The 19356-nt window shown below is 62.3% G+C and carries 16 protein-coding genes; 10 read left to right on the forward strand and 6 right to left on the reverse strand.

Features of this window, described 5'->3' with window-relative positions; translation table 11 throughout:
- Window positions 1-6: 6 nt before the first annotated feature.
- From tagH to AC07SI_RS19685, 7 genes are read left to right on the forward strand one after another with little or no spacing between them, the layout of a single operon-like run.
- The gene (gene tagH, locus AC07SI_RS19655; protein WP_495006323.1) at window positions 7-1176 is read left to right on the forward strand and encodes a type VI secretion system-associated FHA domain protein TagH; all 1170 of its coding nucleotides are present in this window, start codon (window positions 7-9) and stop codon (window positions 1174-1176) included.
- A gap of 5 nt (window positions 1177-1181) precedes the next feature.
- Window positions 1182-1661: a type VI secretion system lipoprotein TssJ gene (gene tssJ, locus AC07SI_RS19660; protein WP_065907870.1), complete on the forward strand. Its 480-nt coding sequence runs from the start codon at window positions 1182-1184 to the stop codon at window positions 1659-1661.
- Window position 1662: 1 nt separating this feature from the next.
- The gene (tssK, locus tag AC07SI_RS19665) at window positions 1663-2991 is read left to right on the forward strand and encodes a type VI secretion system baseplate subunit TssK (protein ID WP_495006324.1); all 1329 of its coding nucleotides are present in this window, start codon (window positions 1663-1665) and stop codon (window positions 2989-2991) included.
- A gap of 5 nt (window positions 2992-2996) precedes the next feature.
- On the forward strand, window positions 2997-3860 hold the full coding sequence (gene icmH, locus AC07SI_RS19670) for a type IVB secretion system protein IcmH/DotU (protein ID WP_065907813.1): 864 nt from the start codon (window positions 2997-2999) through the stop codon (window positions 3858-3860).
- Between the two features lie 15 nt (window positions 3861-3875).
- Window positions 3876-7238, forward strand: coding sequence for a type VI secretion system membrane subunit TssM (gene tssM, locus AC07SI_RS19675; protein WP_495006325.1), 3363 nt, complete (start codon window positions 3876-3878; stop codon window positions 7236-7238).
- Window positions 7235-7948 carry a PP2C family protein-serine/threonine phosphatase gene (locus AC07SI_RS19680; RefSeq protein WP_495006326.1) on the forward strand — a complete coding sequence of 238 codons (714 nt, stop codon included), beginning with the start codon at window positions 7235-7237 and terminating at the stop codon, window positions 7946-7948. The genes tssM and AC07SI_RS19680 overlap by 4 nt, the downstream gene beginning before the upstream one ends.
- Entirely contained in the window at window positions 7945-8787 is an 843-nt protein-coding gene (locus tag AC07SI_RS19685; RefSeq protein WP_495006327.1) for a serine/threonine-protein kinase, read from the forward strand. The genes AC07SI_RS19680 and AC07SI_RS19685 overlap by 4 nt, the downstream gene beginning before the upstream one ends.
- A 1-nt stretch (window position 8788) precedes the next feature.
- Here AC07SI_RS19685 and AC07SI_RS19690 read toward each other — a convergent pair whose 3' ends face one another.
- The 3 genes from AC07SI_RS19690 to AC07SI_RS19700 all read right to left on the reverse strand — a co-directional run bounded on the left by AC07SI_RS19690 (window position 8789) and on the right by AC07SI_RS19700 (window position 10813).
- Window positions 8789-9124, reverse strand: coding sequence for a DUF6388 family protein (locus tag AC07SI_RS19690; protein ID WP_065907827.1), 336 nt, complete (start codon window positions 9122-9124; stop codon window positions 8789-8791).
- 28 nt (window positions 9125-9152) lie between these two features.
- The gene (locus tag AC07SI_RS19695; RefSeq protein ID WP_106803602.1) at window positions 9153-9398 is read right to left on the reverse strand and encodes a hypothetical protein; all 246 of its coding nucleotides are present in this window, start codon (window positions 9396-9398) and stop codon (window positions 9153-9155) included.
- Between the two features lie 95 nt (window positions 9399-9493).
- On the reverse strand, window positions 9494-10813 hold the full coding sequence (locus AC07SI_RS19700; protein WP_495006328.1) for a serine hydrolase domain-containing protein: 1320 nt from the start codon (window positions 10811-10813) through the stop codon (window positions 9494-9496).
- Window positions 10814-11060: 247 nt separating this feature from the next.
- Here AC07SI_RS19700 and AC07SI_RS19705 point away from each other — a divergent pair, with 247 nt between their 5' ends.
- Window positions 11061-13136 carry an EAL domain-containing protein gene (locus AC07SI_RS19705; RefSeq protein WP_213553929.1) on the forward strand — a complete coding sequence of 692 codons (2076 nt, stop codon included), beginning with the start codon at window positions 11061-11063 and terminating at the stop codon, window positions 13134-13136.
- Here the strand turns inward: AC07SI_RS19705 and AC07SI_RS19710 are convergent.
- The 3 genes from AC07SI_RS19710 to AC07SI_RS19720 are packed head-to-tail and all read right to left on the reverse strand — an operon-like array spanning window position 13133 to window position 16407.
- Complete coding sequence (locus tag AC07SI_RS19710; protein ID WP_495006329.1) at window positions 13133-13966, reverse strand: metal-dependent hydrolase; 834 nt, start codon at window positions 13964-13966, stop codon at window positions 13133-13135. The two genes, AC07SI_RS19705 and AC07SI_RS19710, sit on opposite strands and share 4 nt — an antisense overlap.
- Window positions 13967-13981: 15 nt before the next feature.
- Window positions 13982-14872 (reverse strand): SDR family NAD(P)-dependent oxidoreductase, encoded by an 891-nt coding sequence (locus tag AC07SI_RS19715; protein WP_120448833.1) that lies wholly within the window; start codon window positions 14870-14872, stop codon window positions 13982-13984.
- Complete coding sequence (locus AC07SI_RS19720; RefSeq protein WP_495006330.1) at window positions 14869-16407, reverse strand: flavin-containing monooxygenase; 1539 nt, start codon at window positions 16405-16407, stop codon at window positions 14869-14871. The genes AC07SI_RS19715 and AC07SI_RS19720 overlap by 4 nt, the downstream gene beginning before the upstream one ends.
- A gap of 274 nt (window positions 16408-16681) precedes the next feature.
- On the opposite strand from AC07SI_RS19720, the gene AC07SI_RS19725 reads away from it, so the two are divergent.
- Window positions 16682-17680 (forward strand): alpha/beta fold hydrolase, encoded by a 999-nt coding sequence (locus AC07SI_RS19725; RefSeq protein WP_106803608.1) that lies wholly within the window; start codon window positions 16682-16684, stop codon window positions 17678-17680.
- A 307-nt stretch (window positions 17681-17987) separates the two neighbouring features.
- Window positions 17988-19268 carry an alkane 1-monooxygenase gene (locus AC07SI_RS19730; protein WP_495006331.1) on the forward strand — a complete coding sequence of 427 codons (1281 nt, stop codon included), beginning with the start codon at window positions 17988-17990 and terminating at the stop codon, window positions 19266-19268.
- Window positions 19269-19356: the final 88 nt, after the last annotated feature.

Genomic DNA, 19356 nt, shown 5'->3' on the forward strand with positions numbered 1-19356 from the left:
CCTGCAATGCAATTAGTGCTTGAAGTGTGTGAAGCCGCGAGGGGTGAGTTGCCGGCGCGCAAAACGTTTGACGGCATCGGCGGCGTGATCGGTCGTGGCAAGGCGTGTGACTGGATCATTCCGGACACCGCGCGTTTGATCTCCAGTCACCATGGCCTGGTCAGCTACCGTGATGGTGGCTACTTCCTCACCGATATCAGCAGCAACGGTATCGGTGTGTCCGGCAGCGTGGAGCGGCTCTGCAAGGGGCAGGCGCGGTTGATCAACGAAGGCGATGTGTACCAACTGGGCGCGACGCAGATTCGAGCCCGGCTGATCGGACATCAGCGCCATCCAGGCGTCCAGGGGCAACCCATTCCCGACGATGCGTTCCTGGGGTTGGACCCGCTCCAAGCGCTGGAGCGTGAACAACGCGGTGGCGAATCATCGCCAGAGCTAACCGCGTTGGACACGTGCACAGACGCGGTCGGTCACTCGATGGATCACCGGGCTGTGGACCATGACCACCTGGTCGTGCCTCAGTGGGCTGAGCCGGTCAAGGAGATTGAGTCGCCACAACCCGACAGGATTGCCCCGGCAACCACAGAGACCTTCTGGGCGCAGTTCGGCGAGGCGTTGGGCATGCAGGTGGATATGCTCGATATTCCCGGGCGCGAAGCCCTGGCGATCAAGGTTGCCGGGTTGCTCAGGCAAACCATCGATGGTTTGCAGCAAGGCCTGCGAACCCGCGACGAGCTGTACACCGAGATGGGCCTGGATGGCTGCACTCCGGTGATGCGTCAGAACCCCTTGAAAGACTGCGGCGATCCCCAGACGGCCCTCGCGTCGCTGTTGGGTGGTGGCGATCCGCGCCAATGCCAGGCCGAGCGGTCGGTCGTCCAGGCGTGGCAGGAATTGCAAGTGCATCAACTGGCCCTGGTCGTGGCTTGCCGTACCGCCGTGCGCAGCGCATTCGCGCGCTTTGCGCCAGGCCATCTGCTGTTGTGTTTCGAACGCGAGGGTAAGCCGCGCCGTTTGCTCACCGATGGCGCGCACTGGCGCGCTTACCAACGCCACTACCGTCGGTTGAGCGACGAGGCCTGTCCGGAGGAGCCGCTATTGCGCATTGATTTTTCCAAAGCCTACACGGAGCAGGTGCGCCTGATCTCCACCCTGCACGCGGCGTACCCGGGATGATGTTCATGTATCGATTTGCATCAATGGTGGTAGCGCTGGGCCTGTTGGTCGGTTGCAGCAGCGTGTCGCCTTTTTCGACCCTGACCAAGCTGGACCTGACGTTGACGGCCAGCGACGAGGTCAACCCCGATCTTCATGGCCGTCCTTCGCCGGTGGTCGTGCATTTGCTCGAGCTGCGGCATCCCGTGGCATTCGAGCATGCCGACTTTTTCAGCCTGTATGGCCGGGCCGAACAGTCCCTGCCCAAAGACTGGGTCAGCAGCGAAGAACTGACACTGCGGCCCGGGGAGCGGTTGGCGCTCAAGCTTGGCGTTGGGCCGCACAGTCGTTACGTCGGCGTCCTGGCGGCCTATCGTGATTTGCCCCATGTGCAATGGCGGCTGGTGTTGCCGGTCATGCCAGCGCACCTGACGCGTGCCGACCTGGTGCTGGACCAGACCGGTATTCGTTTCGCCGTCCCGCACACCGACAGGCAGGAGGATTGAAATGCAGGTGCATAACGTTATCTGGCGCGAAGGCATGCTGCTCAAGCCCCAGCATTTGCAGCACAACGATCGCTACTACCATCAGCAGCTCAACCGCACACGGCTACTGGCCGGTGATGCCTGGGGGTTCCTCACGCTGGAAGTCGACTTGCAGTACCTCAATCTGGGTAAGGTGGTGGTCAACCAGGCCAGCGGTGTATTGCCGGACGGCAGCCTGTTCGAGCTGAGCGGCGCGATGCAACCCCTGGTGTTGCAGGTGCCCGCCGACGCTGGCCCGCAAGCCGTGTACCTGGCCTTGCCCTTGGTGACCTTGAATCAGATTGAAGTGCGCAACCCTGAGCAAGTCGATGTGCTGGCGCGCTATGTGGCCTGTGAAACCGAGATTGGCGATTCCAACGCCGGCGTCGACTCGCGCTGCCAGATCAACTGTGCACGCCCGGACCTGCGCCTGATCCTGGGAGAGCAGGCCAGCGACCCGTGCTACGTGAAACTGCAGGTCGCCCAGTTGCTGGATTCGACCCGCGAAGGCGGGGTACGGCTGGACACGGATTTCGTCCCGACGTTCATCTATCTCCAGGAGGCCGGCTATGTGTCGTCGTGCGTCAAGGAGGTGATCAGTCTCCTTGCAAGCCGTGGCGACGCGATCGCTGCGCGCGTCCAGGGTAATGGCACCTCCGCAGGCGCACAGGTCGGCGACTTTCTGATGCTGCAACTGATCAATCGCGCCGAATTGATTGTGCGTCACTACCTGGGCCAGACCCAGGTTCGTCCAGAGGCGGTGTACCGCGAGTTGCTGTCGATTCTCGGCGAGCTATCGACGTTTGCGACCGATAGCAAGCGTGCGCAATGGGACGTGCATTACCGGCACGCCGACCAGGGTGCGAGCTTTCGCGGCTTGATGGTCGGCTTGCGCGCCGTGCTGTCGTCGGTGCTCGAACAGCATGCCATTGAGCTGGTGTTGCAACCGCGCCAGTACGGGGTGCTGGTCTGCCCGGTGAGTGATCTCAAGTTACTCGGGACGGCGACGTTTATCCTGGCGGCAGCCGCGCAGTGTGATGCGCAAGAGCTGCGCCATCGACTGCCCGCCCACCTGAAGATCGGCCCCGTGGAGCGCATCCGCGAACTGGTCAACCTGCATCTCGCCGGTATCAAGGTCAAGCCACTGCCGGTGGCGCCGCGACAGATTCCGTTTCACGCCAACAAGACCTATTTCATGCTCGAACTCAGTGCCCGTGACATCACGCAGTTGGAGCAGTCGGGTGGTTTTGCCTTCCATGCCAGCGGCGAGTTCGCCGAGCTGGAACTCAACTTCTGGGCCATCAGGAACTGACTGCCATGAACAGGGAAAGTGAATACGCGCAGGATGAGAAAACCGTGCTGCTTGATCGCGACGGGGTAGGACCGGCGCAGGGGCCGTTGACGGACGCTCCCTCGCCACCGCGCTTCGAGCAACTGGAAGACCGGATGATCTACACCGCCCGCCTGCAGGAGGCCCAGCGCTTCAATATGGGCCCCAATGCGTTGTTGGCGGCGGCGTGGGAACTGCTGTCGCAAGTGGTACAGCTCAAGGCCAGCGCCGGGCGTGAAAACCTGCAGGCCCTCAATGAGCGGCTGTCATCCGGCGTGGCGATGTTTGAAGCGCATGCCTTGCAACAGGGCGGCGAGGCGGGCCAGGTGATGTCGGCGCGTTATGTGTTGTGCAGTGTGATTGACGAGGCGGTGGTCACCACGGCGTGGGGCAGTCGCAGTGAGTGGCCGCGGATAAGCCTGTTGAGTCGCTTTCACAATGAAACGTTTGGTGGCGAGAAATTTTTCCAGCTGCTTGAGCGGCTGTCGCGTGATCCTTTCAAGCACGTGGCGATGCTGGAGTTGATGTACCTCTGCCTGTCGATCGGCTTTGAAGGCAAATACCGTGTCATGGAGCGAGGCGGGGCCCAGCTCGATTCGGTGAGGGATGCCTTGTACCGACAGATCAAGCATGTGCGGGGTGATCGTCCCTCGATGGCGGCACCGTCCGGTGCAGCGCAGGGCCGCCATTCTCGAATACGCATGCTCTCTACCCCTGCGGTCGTGGCCGTAGGGTTGGCCGCTGTGCTGGCGATGTACCTGGGTTTTGCCTGGGTACTGGGCAAGGAACGCATGACGGTCCTGCAACCTCTTCAACTGTTGGCGTCGGCTCAGGCTCGAACGCCCTTGTAACGCTGGGAGCAAGGAATGAACGCATTCTTCAAGGGCGCGGGCAGGGTGCTGCGCAAAATCTGGGTCTGGAGCCTGTTGCTGGTGTTCGCCGGCGCACTGCTGGTGTGGTGCTTCGGGCCATTGCTGGCCGTCGATGACTATCGTTTCTGGCACAGTGCGACGGCGCGCCTGCTGACCATCAGTGGCTTGTTCCTGCTGTGGGGGCTGGCAATGGTGTTGGTGGATGCGCGCCGGTCGGCGCGGCTCAACCAGCCGGCGCACCAGGCGAAGCATCAGCACCAAGGGCTGATCAGCAATGAACGCCAGCAGGTGCGCGGACGCTTCAAGGAGGCGCTGCAGACACTGAAAAGCACCCGCCGCTACGGTGAGCGCAGCGAGCGTTGGCGCAGCGAGTTGCCCTGGTATTTGCTGATCGGGCAACAGGGCAGCGGCAAGACTCACTTGCTGGCCGCCAGTGGTCTGCAAGGTCCGCTTGATCGAACCGGGCCCGCCCCTCTGGGGACAACCTCCTGCTGTGATTGGTATTTCGCCGACGAAGCGGTGCTGGTGGAGACTGCCGGACGCTACCTGACTCAGCCTGACCCTTCAGTGGATGCGGCCGGATGGTCGACATTGCTGGGTCTGCTGAAGGCACGGCGCAGGGCGCGGCCGCTCAATGGCGTGGTGGTGACGTTGTCGGTGGACACGTTGCTGGGCAGCAATGAGCATGATCTGGAAATGCAGGCGCGTCATGTGCATAGCCGCCTGCAGGACATCCAGCAAAGTTTGCACGTGGATGTGCCGGTTTACCTGGTGTTGACCCAGGCCGACCGGTTGGCGGGCTTTGCCGAATTCTTTGATGTGGTGCAAGGCGACGGCCCGGAGGACGTCTTCGGCGGGCGCCTGGAGACCGACGGGGCCGGCGTGGAGATCGCCCAGGTGAGAGCCGCGTTCGAGGCACTGTTGCAACGCCTTGGGGCGGAGTTGATCCCGCGTTTGCACCAGGAGCGAAACCTCGAGCGACGTGGCCTGATTCTCGATTTCCCACGGCAGGCTGCCCGTCTCGGCGAGCGCTTGTGCCTGTTCGTCGAGGCGGCGTTTTCCGCTCATCGCTACCAGCGTATCAATGGGTTGCATGGGTTCTACCTGACCTGTGCGAAGACGAGCGAGGTGCGCGCGCATTTTGTCCAAGCCCTGTTCAACCGCGTGATTTTTGCCGGGGCCGACCTTGCCGGGCTGCAGGCTCCGGAACGGCATCGTCTGCGACGACGCCAAGGATTGCTGGCGTTGACGGCAGCGTTGGTCCTCGGCGCTGCGGCGGTGTTGTGGGGGCACAGTTATTCGTTCAACCATCAACGCCTGGCGCAACTGCCGGAGCTGCTCAAGCCTGCGCCACCCACGCCACCCGGTGCAGACGAGACCCTGGTATTGCTGGCGCTGCTGGACAATCGCCTGGCGGCGACGCGGGTGTTTGCACCGTTGGCAGAGGTGCGCTGGGTGGATCGGGCCGGGTTGTACCAGGGGCAGGTGAGTCGGCCGGTGTTGGCCAACGCTTATGAGCAAACCCTGCTTCAGCAACTGCTGCCGCAGGTGAGCCGCCTGCTGGAGGAGCAGTTGCAGAACAGCCTTGGCGAGCGTGAACGATTGCTGGAGACCCTGCGCGCCTACCTGATGCTCAATCTGCGCGAGCGGCGCGACACCCGCTGGTTGACCGAGCATCTGGCTGGCCTGTGGTCTGCGCGTTATGCCGGGGATATGTCAGTGCAGACGCGGTTGAATGAGCACTTTGCGCGGTTGCTGGAGCAACCGTTCGCAGTGCCCGTGAACGAGGCGCTCGTGGCCGAGGCGCGGCAGATATTGCGCGGTGAGTCGCTGGCAGACGTGGTCTACCGGACATTGCGCGAGCAGGCCAGCAACCTCGAACCTTACCGGTTGGCCGAGAGTCCGGTGTTCTCCCCACTGGAGCCGCCCATCCCCGGCTTCTACACCAAGAGATACCTGCAGTATTTCGAGAAGCAGGGCCCCCGGCTGGTGAATGCAATCGCCCAGGACAACTGGGTGCTCGGAGAGGGCACCGACCTCAGTCCCATGGATTTGCGCAGCTTGATGCTGGCGTTGGAGCAGCGCTACTTCAGTGAGTATGCCGATGCCTGGAGCCAGGCCCTCAGCCGCATCCGGCTGCAGGAAAGCGACGACCTGAGGCAAATGGCCGACCAGCTTGCAAGCCTCACATCAGCCCAGTCTGCATGGGTCCAGCTGTTGCAGCAGGTCCGTGAAAACACTCAGCTGTTGCCGATCCATGAACGGCTTGAGGCGATCGGCCAGCAGGCGGGCGCAGCAGGTGTGGCAGTGCCTGGCGCCTTGCTCGCGCAGGTCGTCCCCGATGCCGCCCGGCGCGCGCTACAGCGTCGCTTCGAGCCTTTGCATCAACTGCTTGATGAAACGCAAAATCCAGGCGCCAAGCTCACACAGGCATTGCGCCTGCTCGATGAATTACACCTGCAACTGTCGGCGCTGAACCGGGAAAGCTCGCCGGAGCAGGCCGCGTTCAAACTGGTCAAGCAACGCATGGAGGGGCAGCAGCCGCTGTTGAGCAACCTGCACGATGCCGCTACGCGCCTGCCGTTGCCGCTCAAGGGCTGGGTCGAAGGCATTGCTGACCAGACCTGGCGTCACCTGCTCGATGACGCGTATCGGCACGTGAACCAGCGTTACCACAGTGAGGTTTACGCTTTTTACGCCAAGGCGATCCAGCGTCGATACCCGTTCAATGCGCATGCCGGCAGTGATGTTGCCTTGGGCGATTTCCAGGAGTTTTTCAAACCGCGGGGGGCAATGGCGCGCTTCCATGAGGGCTACCTGCGGCCTTTCGTCAGCGTCGAGGGCGCGCGTTTTCGCTTGCGAAGCGTGGATGGGCGCAGCCTGCCGATGTCGCGTTCACTGCTGGAACAACTCAACAAGGCCCAGGTCATTCGCCAGGGTTTTTTCACCGAGGAGCAGGGGGAGTGGGCGGTTCGATTCACCCTGGCGCCCTATAGCCTGGACCAGGCGGTGAGCCGGGCGATCCTGCAGGTGGGTGAGCAGCAGTTGGAATACCGTCATGGTCCGATCGTGCCGATGGCCTTTCATTGGCCTGGCGAGGCGGACAATCGGCGCAGCAGCCTGGTGCTGGAGCGCGGTGCGCAACGGCCACTGGGGATTGAAAAGAACAACGGGGACTGGTCGCTGTTTCGCCTGTTCGATCTGATGCAGAGTGAGCCGGCCAGCGGCAGGGAAGCGCAGATCATCAAGGCCGACCTTGCCGGCCTGCGCGCCAATTACCTGCTGACCAGCCAGCGCAATCCCAGCCCGTTCCAGATGGCGGCCTGGCGCACCTTCCGCTTGCCGGAGCAATTGTGAGCCAACGACCGGCCTGGCGCAGCGCCGGGCGTACCCTGCAAGGCAAGGCGCGCCCGCGCAACGAGGACGCGTTTCTCGATGCACCGCAGGCCGGTTGTTGGGCGGTGGCGGATGGAATGGGCGGCCACCAGTCGGGGGACGTGGCCAGCCAGCGGGTGATCAGTAGCCTGGCGGCGTTGCCTGAGGGTGGCTCTTTCGAGCAACGCATCGATGCGATCCGGGTTTGCCTGCGCGGCCTCGACAGTCATCTGGGCCAGGCGCTTGCGCAACCGGGCATCGTTGGCAGTACGGTGGTCGCCTTGCTGCTTGAAACCAGCCGTGCGGCCTGCATCTGGGCCGGGGACAGCCGCTGCTACCTGTGGCGTGGGCAGCGCCTGTACCAATTGTCGCGTGACCACTCGCTGCAACAGCAGTTGATGGACACGCAGCAACTGAGCCTGGAACAGGCCCAGGCCCATCCGAGCGCCAGGGCCTTGACCCGTGCGATTGGCGCGCGCCGACCGCTGAGCCTGGAGGTCCTGGAACTGCGCACGCGCCCAGGCGACGTGTTTTTGTTGTGCAGCGATGGGCTCTACCAAGGGCTCAGCCATGGTCAACTCGGCAGCGCCATGAGCCTGGACGCACCCTGGCAAGTGGTGGAGCGCTTGTTCAGCGACGTGTTGCGCGGGCCGGCGCGGGATGACCTCACCGCTGTGGTGATCCAGCCATGAGCGTCGCTGCAGCCTTGCCGAATCTGCTGGCGGGGCGTTATCAACTGGAGCGCATACTCGGCAGTGGGGGCATGGGCGTGGTCTATCGTGCCCGCGACCTGCTGCATGAGGCGTTTGGCGAGCCCAGCGCCGGCATCGCGCTGAAGGTGTTGGGCGAGACATTGTCCGCGTCTTCCGATGCCCATGTGTTGCTCTACAGCGAATTCGCCCTGACCCGCAGCGTGCGGCATGACCACGTGGTGCGGGCGTTCGCTTTCGAGGTCGATACGGTCCATCAGCTGGCATTCTTTACCATGGAGCTGATGCAGGGCATGACCCTGGATCGTGTGCTCAAGGGCTGCTTGCAAGGATTGCCGTGGCATGAGCTGCAGCCCCTGGCCTTGCAACTGCTCGACGCGCTCGCCTGCAGCCATCGGCAAGGCATCCTGCATGGCGATGTGAAACCCGCCAATATCATGCTGGGAGAGCAGGGGCTGCGCTTGTTCGATTTCGGCCTGGGTTACGCCGAATCGCAGGAAGCGGCGGGGCTGCCGGGCTTGAGCCGGGGCCGCTTGAACGCCTGGACACCGGCGTATGCGGCGCCGGAACTGATGGCCGGTGGCGCACTGTCGGCCCGTACCGATCTGTATGGCGCTGCGTGTGTGCTGTATGACTTGGCCCAGGGGCAGCGCCCCGGCGGGCGCCAGCTTGATCAGCAGCTGCCACGGCCACGACGTTTGCCCAGGCACTGTTGGCCGGCGCTGCGTTCAGCCCTGGCGGCAGACCCGGAGCAGCGGAACGTGAGCATCGCCGAGTTGCGCGAGGCGCTGGCTGGCCCTCGGCGGCGCTGGTTCCTCTAGTTCAAGGCTCCGGTGGAAAGTCATGCAATTGGCAGTACTCGTGCCAACTCAGCCCGGCCATTTGCGCGACCTCCTTGTGCACTTCGCGGCGCTGGGCTTCAAAGACCTCGCTGGAGTCGCTGGTGAGTTTGAGGGTCAGCTCCCAAGCGAACAGGCCTTGTTTTTCGGCTTCTGCTTCGAACGCTTCATGCAGCCGTTCGGCTCGGTACTGTGCCAGGGTTTCGCCCTTGGCCTGGGCGGCCAAGGGGTTGAGGGTGTCCAGTTGCATGGCCACGTCCGGGTGTTCGTTCAAGAATCTGTCCAGCGCAAGCTGGTGGTTATCGCCGGGTGGTGACAAAGGTGTACTCCTGTGGGGCTGGTAGTGTTTAGTGCGTGTGACGACGGGCTCGGCGCTGTAGGTGTTTTCGCATATGGCGGCTGATCCGGCAACGTATCGGTTCCAGCAAAAACAGTAGCACGTAGGCGGCCAGCACCAGGGCAAGGTCCAGCAAGCCATCGTCGATAGGGGCGTTGAACCGTCCGATGATGTCCCTGACCGTGAACAATAGTGTGATCCCGCACAGCCAAAGCACGGCGTTGAACAGTAACGGACGCAAAAGTTTGTCTTGCATGATGAGCGAACCTCCTTGATGTCGGGCTCCCGCTCCTTCGGGAGGAACAGCACGTCGAGTGTAGCGCTGACTCCGCAGCCCTGAACTGGCGCAGATCAAGCCCCCGGCCGTGCCAACAGATAACGCGCCATGGCCTCGTACGCCGGCAACGTGACGGCGTCATTGGCCGCATTGGCCGCGATCGGATGGGAGGCGAACCGCACAATCACCATCTCGGCCGCAGGATCGATATAGATACTCTGGCCATGGACCCCGCGCGCCATGAAGGCGCCATCCGGGTTGTGGGTGACCCACCACATGGCGCGGTAGCTCCAGCCTTTCAATTGACTATAGCCTGCCTGGGCAAAAGCCTGTTTGTCGCCGCCCTGGCGAATGGTTTTCAGCACCGCCTCGGGCACGATTTGCTCGCCGTTGTAGCGCCCGTTGTTACGCAGCATCTCGCCAAAGCGCGCCATGTCGCGCAGCCCGGCGTTCAAGCCACCACCGGCGAACGGTGTGCCGATGGAGTCGACGGTGAAATAGGCATCCTGTTCACTGCCCAGGCGGCTCCAGATGCGTTCGCTGAGCAGTTGGGCAACGTTGCGGCCGGTGGCACGCGCGATCACCCAACCGAGCACGTCGGTGTTGACGGTCTTGTAGCCGAACGCCTGTCCATGTTCGCCGCGCTGCCTGACGGTTTGCAGAAACTCGAAGTAGCTGCGCGGTCCGACGTAGTCCTTGGGCTTGGGCAGCGGATTGCCGGCCTGGGCATGGGCCCAGACCTCTGCCGTGGGGTCGGCATAGTCTTCGCTGTAGTCCAGCGCCGTAGTCATGTTCAGCACCTGCTCCAGCGTGGCACTGCCGAACGCGGAGTTCGCCAGTTCGGGCACATAAGTCGCGACCTTTGCCTGCGCATCGAGGGTGCCCTCGGCGACGAGCATGGCGCCCAGTGTACCGATCACCGATTTGGTCACGGACATTGCCGCATGTTGCCCGTCTTCTTTCAACACGCCGAAATAGCGCTCGTACACCACGGCCCCGCGGTGCAGTACAACAATGCCATCAGTGTAGGTGGCATCCAGGCTCTGGCGCCAGGTCAACGCTTGGCTGGCGCCATTGGGTACGACGCGCAGTTCGTCCATGCGCGGGTCGAGACGCCGGGGCAACGCCGTGCTCGCACCGAGCCCACGGGACACATTGATCGTGGGCATCAATTGACGAAAGTTCGCCACGCTCCAGCGCATGGCCGGGAAGCGAAAATAGCTGCCATCTTCAAATCGCAGGGTACGCTCCGGCGGTGGCGGAGCCCCGACCATCCACTGGAGGCGGGCCGGGTCACTGGCTTGGGCGTCAGGAAAGCTGGCTTCGGCAGCGTTGGCCACGGTGGTTGAAAGACCCAGCAGCGCGCCGGTCATGAGGGGCAGGATTTGTCGCATCAACAGGCACCTTGATGGAGGGTAAGACACACGGAGCAAGGCCTGGGCTCGAGTCCGTTCGAGAATGACACGGCAAAGGATGGGCTAACTGACCGTACCCGACAAGCGCCAACGGACAGCGTGAACGGGGAATGTTGCGTGTGCCGCGGCAAAAGCCTTTCGCTCCCGGCATCAGGACGTGTAGCGTTACGCAGGGTTTTCCGGCCTGCCAACCACGGGCAGGGTGCGATGGGCAGAGGGACGGGTCATGGCGCAAACGCTGTTCAAACTTTTCTTTACCCAACGTCTGGCCGCCTTGGCCAGTACCGAGTCGCTGCGCGCGATCCGCGAAGGGTTGTTGTGGATCCTGCCGTGCCTGCTGGTCTCGGCAGCTTTTCTGATCCTGTCCGAGTTCGCCCGTGTGCTGGGCTTCGACCCGCAAGTGGTGGCGTTCCTGGCCGCGCTGCACAACCAGATCAGTTCGGTGATTCCGCTGCTGGTCGGTGCGTCCATCGGCTACATGTTGGCGATCCAGCATCGGCTGCCCCAATTGCCGGTGGCATTCCTGTGCCTCGCCCATGTGGTGGTGGCGACGTTTATCCTGCGCGAATACCCCCGGGCCTCGGCGACGTTCGTGCTGTTTATCGCCATCGCCTCGCCGCTGCTCAATGTGCCGGCCATTGCCTGGCTGCACCGGTACCGCTGGACACGCCTGGTCAATGAAGACCTGGTCGGGCACAACCTCAGGGGCACGATCAACATGGTGCTGCCCGGAGCGATCACGGCCTTGGCGCTGGTGCTGGTGCTGTCCTTGTTGTTGCAGGTCCCTTACGTCGCGCAGATCCAGGGGCCGCAAGTGCTGGATGCGCTGGAGTCGCCCTACGGCAGTGGTTTATTCGTGACCCTGATGAACTCGCTGTTGTGGTTTTTCGGGATTCACGGCGTGTACGCCATGCAGCCGCTTTTCAATGTGCTCGATCAGGCAGTGACCCTCAACGGTGCGGCGTTGGCGGCGGGCGAGCCGATCAAGTATGTGCTGAATGGTGGCTTGCTGGGCTGTTTTGCGTTTATCGGCGGCTCCGGTGGCGCGTTGTGCCTGCTGGTGGCGATCCTGCTGTTTTCCAAGAGCCAGTCCATGCGTCTGGTGGCGATGGCGAGTGTGCCGCTGTCGCTGTTCAACGTCAGCGAGGTGCTGCTGTTCGGCTTGCCGATCATTCTCAACCCACGCCTGTTCATACCCTTTCTGATTGTGCCCGCGCTGAATGCGACGGTGGCGCTGACGGTGGTGCAAATGGGTTGGGTGTCGCCGGCTGTGGCGAGCGTGCCGTTCACCGCACCGGTGCTGCTCAACGCCTACCTCAGCACCCACGGCGATGTCGCGGCCGTCGCGCTGCAAATCGCGCTGCTGGGCTTGGGCACGCTGGTGTACGCGCCGTATGTCCGGGCGATTCATCGCCAGGCCACCGAAGGCGGCACGGTCTACCTCAAGTCCCTGGACATGACCTTCCGTGGCCTGGAGGAAAAAGGCCGGCTGCGCGAACTGGACCCGGTATTGGCGTCCCACCGGACCCTGGCGCGCCAGGCCAGCGAGTTGAGCCATATCCAGCAGATCAGCGACTATGAGTTCTACCTCGAATTCCAGCCCCAGGTCTCGACCCGGACCGGGCTGTGCACCGGTTGCGAGGCGTTGATGCGCGCGCGCGACGCCCAGGGCACCGTGCATTCGCCGTGGGAGTTCCTGCAATGGCTGGCCCAGGCGCGGCTGATGCCGGACGTGGATATGTGGGTGGCGTCGCAGGCGGTGCGCCAATACCAGAAGTGGCAGAAACTGGGCTTCGGGTTGCCGATGACCATCAATATTTCCAGCGCCACCCTGACCGACGCCGCCTATGGCGAGCGTCTGGTGGAGATCCTGGCCCAGGCCCATGGCCAGGTCTCGGTGGAGATCACCGAAGACGCGCTGGTCTCGGACATTCAGGCTACCCGCCAGATCATCCAGAAGCTGCAGGCCATTGGCGCCAAGGTGTACATCGACGACTTTGGCACCGGGTTTTCGGCGTTGAGCTACCTGCACCAGTTCCCGGTGGACTTTATCAAGATCGACCGCAGCTTCGTGGTCGCCCAGCACGATCCCAAGGGCGCCCAGGTGATGACCGGCATGCTGCGCTTTTGCGAGGCGCTGAACCTGGGCGTGGTGGTGGAGGGGGTGGAAACCGCCGAGCAGTTGGCTTTCCTGAACGGCGGCACCGAATTGATTATCCAGGGCTGGTATTTCAGCAAGGCGCTGCCCGGCGATCAGTTGCAAGGCTTTGTACGCGAGCGCGCGGACCTGGCGAAGGTTTAATAACTGCGCCGGGTCTGTTCGATGTCCTCGACCAGGCCGTCGATCGCCGCCAGGCGCGCGCGGTTGTCGTGGTCCCAGGGATGGAAGCCGGGTTTGAAGTAGTGCAGCCACGGCACCAGCATCCGTGGGAAAACCCCCTTGGGTCCGTAGAGAAACTTCAGCATGCGCCAGAACCCCTTGAGGAATCCGACGGACTGGCGGTCGGCAATCAGCAGGCGCACGTGGAAATCCAGCACCACCAGCCAGAAGAACACCGTGGTGGTCAGCATGGTGCCGGTGCGCAGCAGGTAGCGTTTGGGGCCGGGCTTGATCACGCGGTTCCACACATCGAAGGCCACGGCCTTGTGCTCGGTTTCTTCCAGCGCGTGCCAGTACCACATCTGTTGGTAGCCCTTGAGCGAGTCGCCAAAGCGTGACGGGTCGCTCAGCAGGATTTCCGCGAGCATCGCCGTGTAGTGTTCAAGCGCGATGGTGATCGCCAGGTTGAACGACGGCGCGAAGTGTTTCTTTTGCAGGTCGAGAATGAATTTCAGGCGCCGGTCCAGGGTGTGGGCGGGCAGGCCCGCTGCTTGCAACAAGTCGTTGTAGGCCACGTGTTCACGGCTGTGCATGGCCTCCTGGCCGATAAATCCCTGGATCTCTTTCTTCAGGTGCGGATCATCGATGCGCTGGCGGTAATGGCGCACGCTGTCCATGAAAAACAGCTCGCCCTGGGGAAACAGCAGCGACAGGGCGTTGAAGAAATGCGTGATGAACGGGCCCTGTTCGTGCCAGTTGGTGATGCGCTCGGCAGGCAGGTCGAAATGAATATCGCGACGGATCGGCAACATGGTGCGTGCTCCTGTTCAGAGTCTGGGCTCGTCGTTGGTTTCAAACACTGGCGTGCGCGGCTTGGGCGCCATGCGCCGGCTGGCGAACACTACCAACGCCTGGTACGCCGCCGGCAGGCAGCGGGCGAGCAGGTCGAGAAAGTACGCGTCGCGGCCAATCAGCACGCGGCGTTTGTTTTTGCGCACGCCGTGCAGGATCACCTTGGCGGCCTGGTCGGCGTCAGTGATGAAGAGCTTTTCGAAGTCGGCGCGGGCCTGCTGTTCGCTGTGGATCAGAAAGCCGGTCATGTTCGCGTCGATTCGGCTGCTGCGGCAGATATCGGTGCGAATGCCGCCCGGGTGCACGCAGGTGGCCGAGACGCCGCAGCGCTGCAGGTCGAGCTCCTGGCGCAGGGACTCGGTAAAGCCGCGCACCGCAAACTTGGTGGCGTTGTAGCCGCTCATGCCGGGCTGCGCGAACAGGCCGAACACGCTGGACGTGTTGATCACGTGGCCCTCGCCGGACGCTTTCAAATACGGCAGGAACGCCTTGGTGCCATGGACCACGCCCCAGAAATTGATGCCGACGATCCACTCCAGGTCGGTGTAGTCGACGCCCTCGACAGTACTCGACAAGGCCACCCCGGCATTGTTGAACACCAGGTTGACCTGGCCGTGTTCGGCCACACAGCGCGCGGCCCAATCCTGCATGGCCTGGCGGTCGGCAACATCCAGTACCTGCAGGGTGATGTGCACGGGTGAGAGGGTCGAGGCCTTGATCATCTCCAGCGTCTGTTCCAGCCCTTGGCTGTTCTTGTCCGACAGCGCCAGGTGGCAGCCTTCCCGTGCGAGGGCCAAGGCCAGGGCGCGGCCCATGCCGGACGCGGCGCCAGTAATTGCCGCCACGCGGCCATTGAAGGTCTTCATGACAGGCTCCCTTCTGCAGTGGAGTGAGGCGCTTGGACGGCACGCTCCGGCGCATTGATCGGCACCAGGCTGGCCACGTAGTCCTTGAGCGCAAACTGGCGGGTCACCTGCTTGAAGCGCCAGGTCGAACCCGGCCACAAGGTGGTGTTCTTGCCGGTGCGCGGGTCGAGGTACCAGCTGCGGCATCCGCCGGTGTTCCAGATGGTGCGCTTGAGCTTGTCCTGCAGTTGCTGGTTGTAGGCGCTTTCCACCGCCAGCTTGACGTCCACACTGGCGATGCGATGGCGTTGCATCTGCCGAAGCGCGTCGAGGATGTAAGTGACCTGGGCCTCGATCATCAGGATCATCGAGTTGTGTCCCAGGCCGGTATTGGGCCCGACAATCAGGAACAGGTTGGGATAGCCCGGCACGGTGGTGCCTTTGTAGGCGTGGGCGCCGTCGTGCCAGGTGTCCATCAGGTCTACGCCGTTACGCCCAATGATGCAGTCGCGGGGCAGGGGATCGGTGGCCTGGAAGCCGGTGCCGAAAATCAGGCAATCCGCCGGGTGCTTGATGCCGTCGGCAGTGATCACGCCGTCCGCTTCGATGCGTGCCACGGCGTCGGTCACCACCTCGACATTGCTGCGCGACAACGCCGGGTAGTAGTCATTGGAGATCAGCACGCGCTTGCAGCCGATGGTGTAGTCAGGCGTCAACGTCTTGCGCAGGGAAGGGCGGGCGACTTGTTTGTGCAGGTGGCGCAGGGCGATTTTCTGCACCATTTTCATCAGCCGCGGATGCAGCGCAAAGCCGACCACGCGGCCTTCCAGGGCCCAGTAAAACGCACCGCGCACCAGGCGCTGGGTGAAGGGCAGGTGCTTGAACAGCCAGCGTTCGGACGGGGTAATTGCGCGGTCAGGCTTGGGCATGATCCACGGCGGCGTGCGCTGGAACAGGTCCAGGTGAGCCACCTGTGGCGCGATCTGCGGCACAAACTGAATGGCACTGGCGCCGGTGCCGATCACCGCCACGCGCTTGCCTTTCAGCGAGTAGTCGTGGTCCCACTGCTGGGAATGAAAGCGCTTGCCCTTGAAGTTCTCCAGCCCTGGAATATCCGGCAATGCCGGGCGCGACAAGCCGCCCATCCCCGACACCAGCACCCGCGCACTCACCTGGCGACCACCATTGAAGCTCAGTTGCCAGCGTTGCTCCTGTTCATCGAAGACCGCGCGTGTCAGGCCCATGCCGAAGCGCAGGTAGGGCTTGAGCTCGAAGCGCGTGGCGCAGCGTTCGAGGTAAGCACGGATTTCCGCTTGGGGCGCGAATTGCCGCGTCCAGTCCGGGTTGGGCGCAAACGAAAACGAATACACGTGCGACTGCACATCACAGGCGCAGCCTGGGTAGTGGTTGTCTCGCCAGGTGCCGCCAAGGGTCTCGGCCTGCTCGGCGATAAAGAAGTCGGTGAAGCCGGCTTCCTTGAGCTTGATGGCCATGCACAGGCCGGCAAAGCCTGAGCCGATGATGGCGATATCGATCAAATCACTGTGGGCATTCATAGGCAGGCCCTCGTAGGCATCGGATGTGCTCCTTTTTTGTTTTGTCTTTTAGATAGAACACCATTGCAAAGGAAAATTGAATTATTTATTTTAAAAAAGATTTTAAATAATCTACCTGAAAATATCGCCTACGCTAGTCACTGGCTCCTCATGTGCGACTTGTCCGACGGACGAGCAGGGTCTGCACGTAGTTTAGGTCCAGGGTTGGACGATAGGCCGAGGCCTGATCAATTCCGGTCAGGTTCCCGGCAGCAGGGAAGCAGAGGACCGAGCTATGGCTGTCGAATGGATGATTGCTGCGGCGGTGTTTATCGGCGTGAGCGCGCTGTTGTGGGGCGTCAGTGCCTGGATGACACGGCGTATTGAAGCCGCTGTTCCGATCAACGGGCGCTTCGTGGAGGTCAACGGCGAGCGCTTTCATTATGTAGAAGAGGGTAAAGGCCCGCCGCTGGTGATGATTCACGGGCTGATGGGCAGCAGTCGCAACCTGACCTATGCCTTGTCCGGGCAGTTGCGGGAGCAGTTCCGGGTGATCACCCTCGATCGTCCTGGGTCAGGTTATTCCACCCGTCATGCCGGCACTGCTGCCGACCTGCCGGCCCAGGCGCGACAAGTCGCGGCGTTTATCAACACGCTGGGCCTGGATAAGCCCCTGGTGCTGGGACATTCCCTCGGCGGGGCGATTTCCCTGGCCCTGGCCCTCGACCATCCCGACGCCGTATCGGGCCTGGTCCTGGTCGCGCCGCTGACCCATCCCCAACCGACCTTGCCGCTGGTGTTCTGGTCGCTGGCAGTACGCCCTGCCTGGCTGCGTCGCTGGGTGTCGCACACCCTGACCGTGCCGATGGGCCTGCTGACCCGCCGTGCAGTGGTCAAGGGCGTGTTCGCGCCGGACCCGGCCCCGGAGGATTTCGCCACCCGTGGCGGCGGGCTGCTGGGCATGCGCCCGGACAACTTCTACGCCGCCTCCAGCGAGATTGCGCTGGTCAATGATTACCTGCCAGGCATGGTCAAGCGCTACCCGCAGTTGACGCTGCCCATCAGCCTGATCTACGGGGCCCGGGACAAGGTGCTGGACTTTCGCCAGCACGGCCAGGCACTCGCCGACAAGGTGCCGGGCTTGAAGATGCAGGTGGTGGAGGGGCGCGGCCATATGCTGCCGATCACTGCCACGGCGCGCGTGGTCGAAGCGGTGCAGCACCTGGCCAAGCGCATGCGACCCGGCGAAACCGCGACGATTCTGCAGCCGTCCTTTGCGTTGGCGAGCAAATAGTCATGCCTTACGTTGCGGGTTCGAAAGTCCGGAATGCCTGCTCTAGAGACCTGACCAAACGGCTGAAAAAGAGACTGCTCAGTCACGTAAAAAAGGCCTCGAAAAAGTAGTTGACGACCTATCGATTCCGCGCTATTTATTTAAAAAAAATATTTCAATATTTATTTTGAAATGATTTTTGAAATGCCTAAGAGCGAATAAAAATGAAAAAAACGTCTTTTATCGCATGGTTGAATTCCCGGAGCATCCATCGCTCCCTGAACCTGTTTTTTGTAACCCTGCCAACCCGTCTCATCCGGAGGCTGCCATGAATCAGACACTGGCAGCCCCAAGCGTATGGACCGACGGCAAGCGTCACCTGTGGTGGCTTGGGATCATGCCGCTGGCCACTCCGCTGTTGTCTGGCGCCCTGGCGATCACCACCGGTATCCAGCAACTGTGGTGGGTCGGCGTGCTGGTGATCTTCGGCCTGATCCCCCTGATCGACGGCCTGCTCGGTGAAGACGTCAGCAATCCGCCCGAATCAGCCGTCAGCGGCCTGGAGTCCCAGAGCTATTACCGCTGGATCGTCTACACCGGCGTGCTGTTTGTGATTTCGTCGGTGGTAGTCACCGGCTGGCTGGCTGCCGGCGGTATCGAGTGGATCATCCAGGGTGGCCTGGTACAGGCCGCCGCGAACCTGGAGCCGACCAGCTGGCTGGCGCAGGCTGCCCACTACATCACCGCACGCACTCAGCTGCATGGCGAGCCGAGTTGGTTCACCTACCTCGGCATGGCGATGTCGACCGGCGCCGCCACCGGCATTGCGATCAACACCGCCCATGAACTGGGGCACAAGCCCAACGCGCTGGAAGTGTTTCTCGCCAAGGTCACCCTGGCGCCGACCTTCTACGGGCACTTCTACACCGAACACAACCGTGGCCATCACGTGCGTGTCGCCACACCGGAAGACCCGGCCAGTTCGCGACTGGGTGAAAGCTTCTGGGCCTTCCTGCCGCGCTCGGTGTGGTTCAGCGCACGCTCGGCCTGGAACCTGGAGCGCGAGCGCCTGCGCAAACTCGGCCTGCCGGCCTGGCACTGGAAGAACGCTGTACTCAGTGCCTGGATGTACAGCGTGGTGTTGTGGGGGGCGATGATCTACTGGCTCGGGGCGGCGGTGATTCCCTTCCTGATTATCCAGGGCATCTACGGCTTCTCGCTGCTGGAAGTGGTGAACTACGTGGAACACTACGGCCTTAAACGCCAGAAGTTGCCCAATGGCCGGTATGAACGTTGTTCGCCTCGGCACTCCTGGAACAGTAACCGTATTGTCACCAATATCTTCCTGTTCCAACTTCAGCGGCACTCTGATCACCATGCCAACCCGACACGCAGTTACCAGTCGTTGCGCCACTTTGATGAATCACCACAACTGCCTTATGGCTACGCGAGCATGATTGTCTGGGCGTATGTGCCTTACTTGTGGCGACGACGCATGGACCATCGAGTCCTTAATCACTATGCCGGGGATATCACCCTGACCAATCTTCAACCTTCACAGCGTTTGAAGTACCTGGAAAAGTACAGCGGCAGTGCCAAGCCGTTTTGATCTGAAGTAACACTTAGTTTCGTTGTGTGCTCGGGGCCTGATTGCCGCGCAGGATTTTATCGCCCAGAGAAAGTGCTTTGACCCGAAC

Source organism: Pseudomonas sp. GW821-FHT05D12 (genome assembly GCF_059419825.1).

What these genes read in the sequence shown, in the direction of transcription:
- tagH (WP_495006323.1), top strand. Translation starts at nt 7, where the DNA reads ATGCAATTAGTGCTTGAAGTGTGTGAAGCCGCGAGGGGTGAGTTGCCG.
- tssJ (WP_065907870.1), top strand. Translation starts at nt 1,182, where the DNA reads ATGTATCGATTTGCATCAATGGTGGTAGCGCTGGGCCTGTTGGTCGGT.
- tssK (WP_495006324.1), top strand. Translation starts at nt 1,663, where the DNA reads ATGCAGGTGCATAACGTTATCTGGCGCGAAGGCATGCTGCTCAAGCCC.
- icmH (WP_065907813.1), top strand. Translation starts at nt 2,997, where the DNA reads ATGAACAGGGAAAGTGAATACGCGCAGGATGAGAAAACCGTGCTGCTT.
- tssM (WP_495006325.1), top strand. Translation starts at nt 3,876, where the DNA reads ATGAACGCATTCTTCAAGGGCGCGGGCAGGGTGCTGCGCAAAATCTGG.
- AC07SI_RS19685 (WP_495006327.1), top strand. Translation starts at nt 7,945, where the DNA reads ATGAGCGTCGCTGCAGCCTTGCCGAATCTGCTGGCGGGGCGTTATCAA.
- AC07SI_RS19695 (WP_106803602.1), bottom strand. Translation starts at nt 9,398, where the DNA reads ATGCAAGACAAACTTTTGCGTCCGTTACTGTTCAACGCCGTGCTTTGG.
- AC07SI_RS19700 (WP_495006328.1), bottom strand. Translation starts at nt 10,813, where the DNA reads ATGCGACAAATCCTGCCCCTCATGACCGGCGCGCTGCTGGGTCTTTCA.
- AC07SI_RS19705 (WP_213553929.1), top strand. Translation starts at nt 11,061, where the DNA reads ATGGCGCAAACGCTGTTCAAACTTTTCTTTACCCAACGTCTGGCCGCC.
- AC07SI_RS19710 (WP_495006329.1), bottom strand. Translation starts at nt 13,966, where the DNA reads ATGTTGCCGATCCGTCGCGATATTCATTTCGACCTGCCTGCCGAGCGC.
- AC07SI_RS19715 (WP_120448833.1), bottom strand. Translation starts at nt 14,872, where the DNA reads ATGAAGACCTTCAATGGCCGCGTGGCGGCAATTACTGGCGCCGCGTCC.
- AC07SI_RS19720 (WP_495006330.1), bottom strand. Translation starts at nt 16,407, where the DNA reads ATGAATGCCCACAGTGATTTGATCGATATCGCCATCATCGGCTCAGGC.
- AC07SI_RS19725 (WP_106803608.1), top strand. Translation starts at nt 16,682, where the DNA reads ATGGCTGTCGAATGGATGATTGCTGCGGCGGTGTTTATCGGCGTGAGC.
- AC07SI_RS19730 (WP_495006331.1), top strand. Translation starts at nt 17,988, where the DNA reads ATGAATCAGACACTGGCAGCCCCAAGCGTATGGACCGACGGCAAGCGT.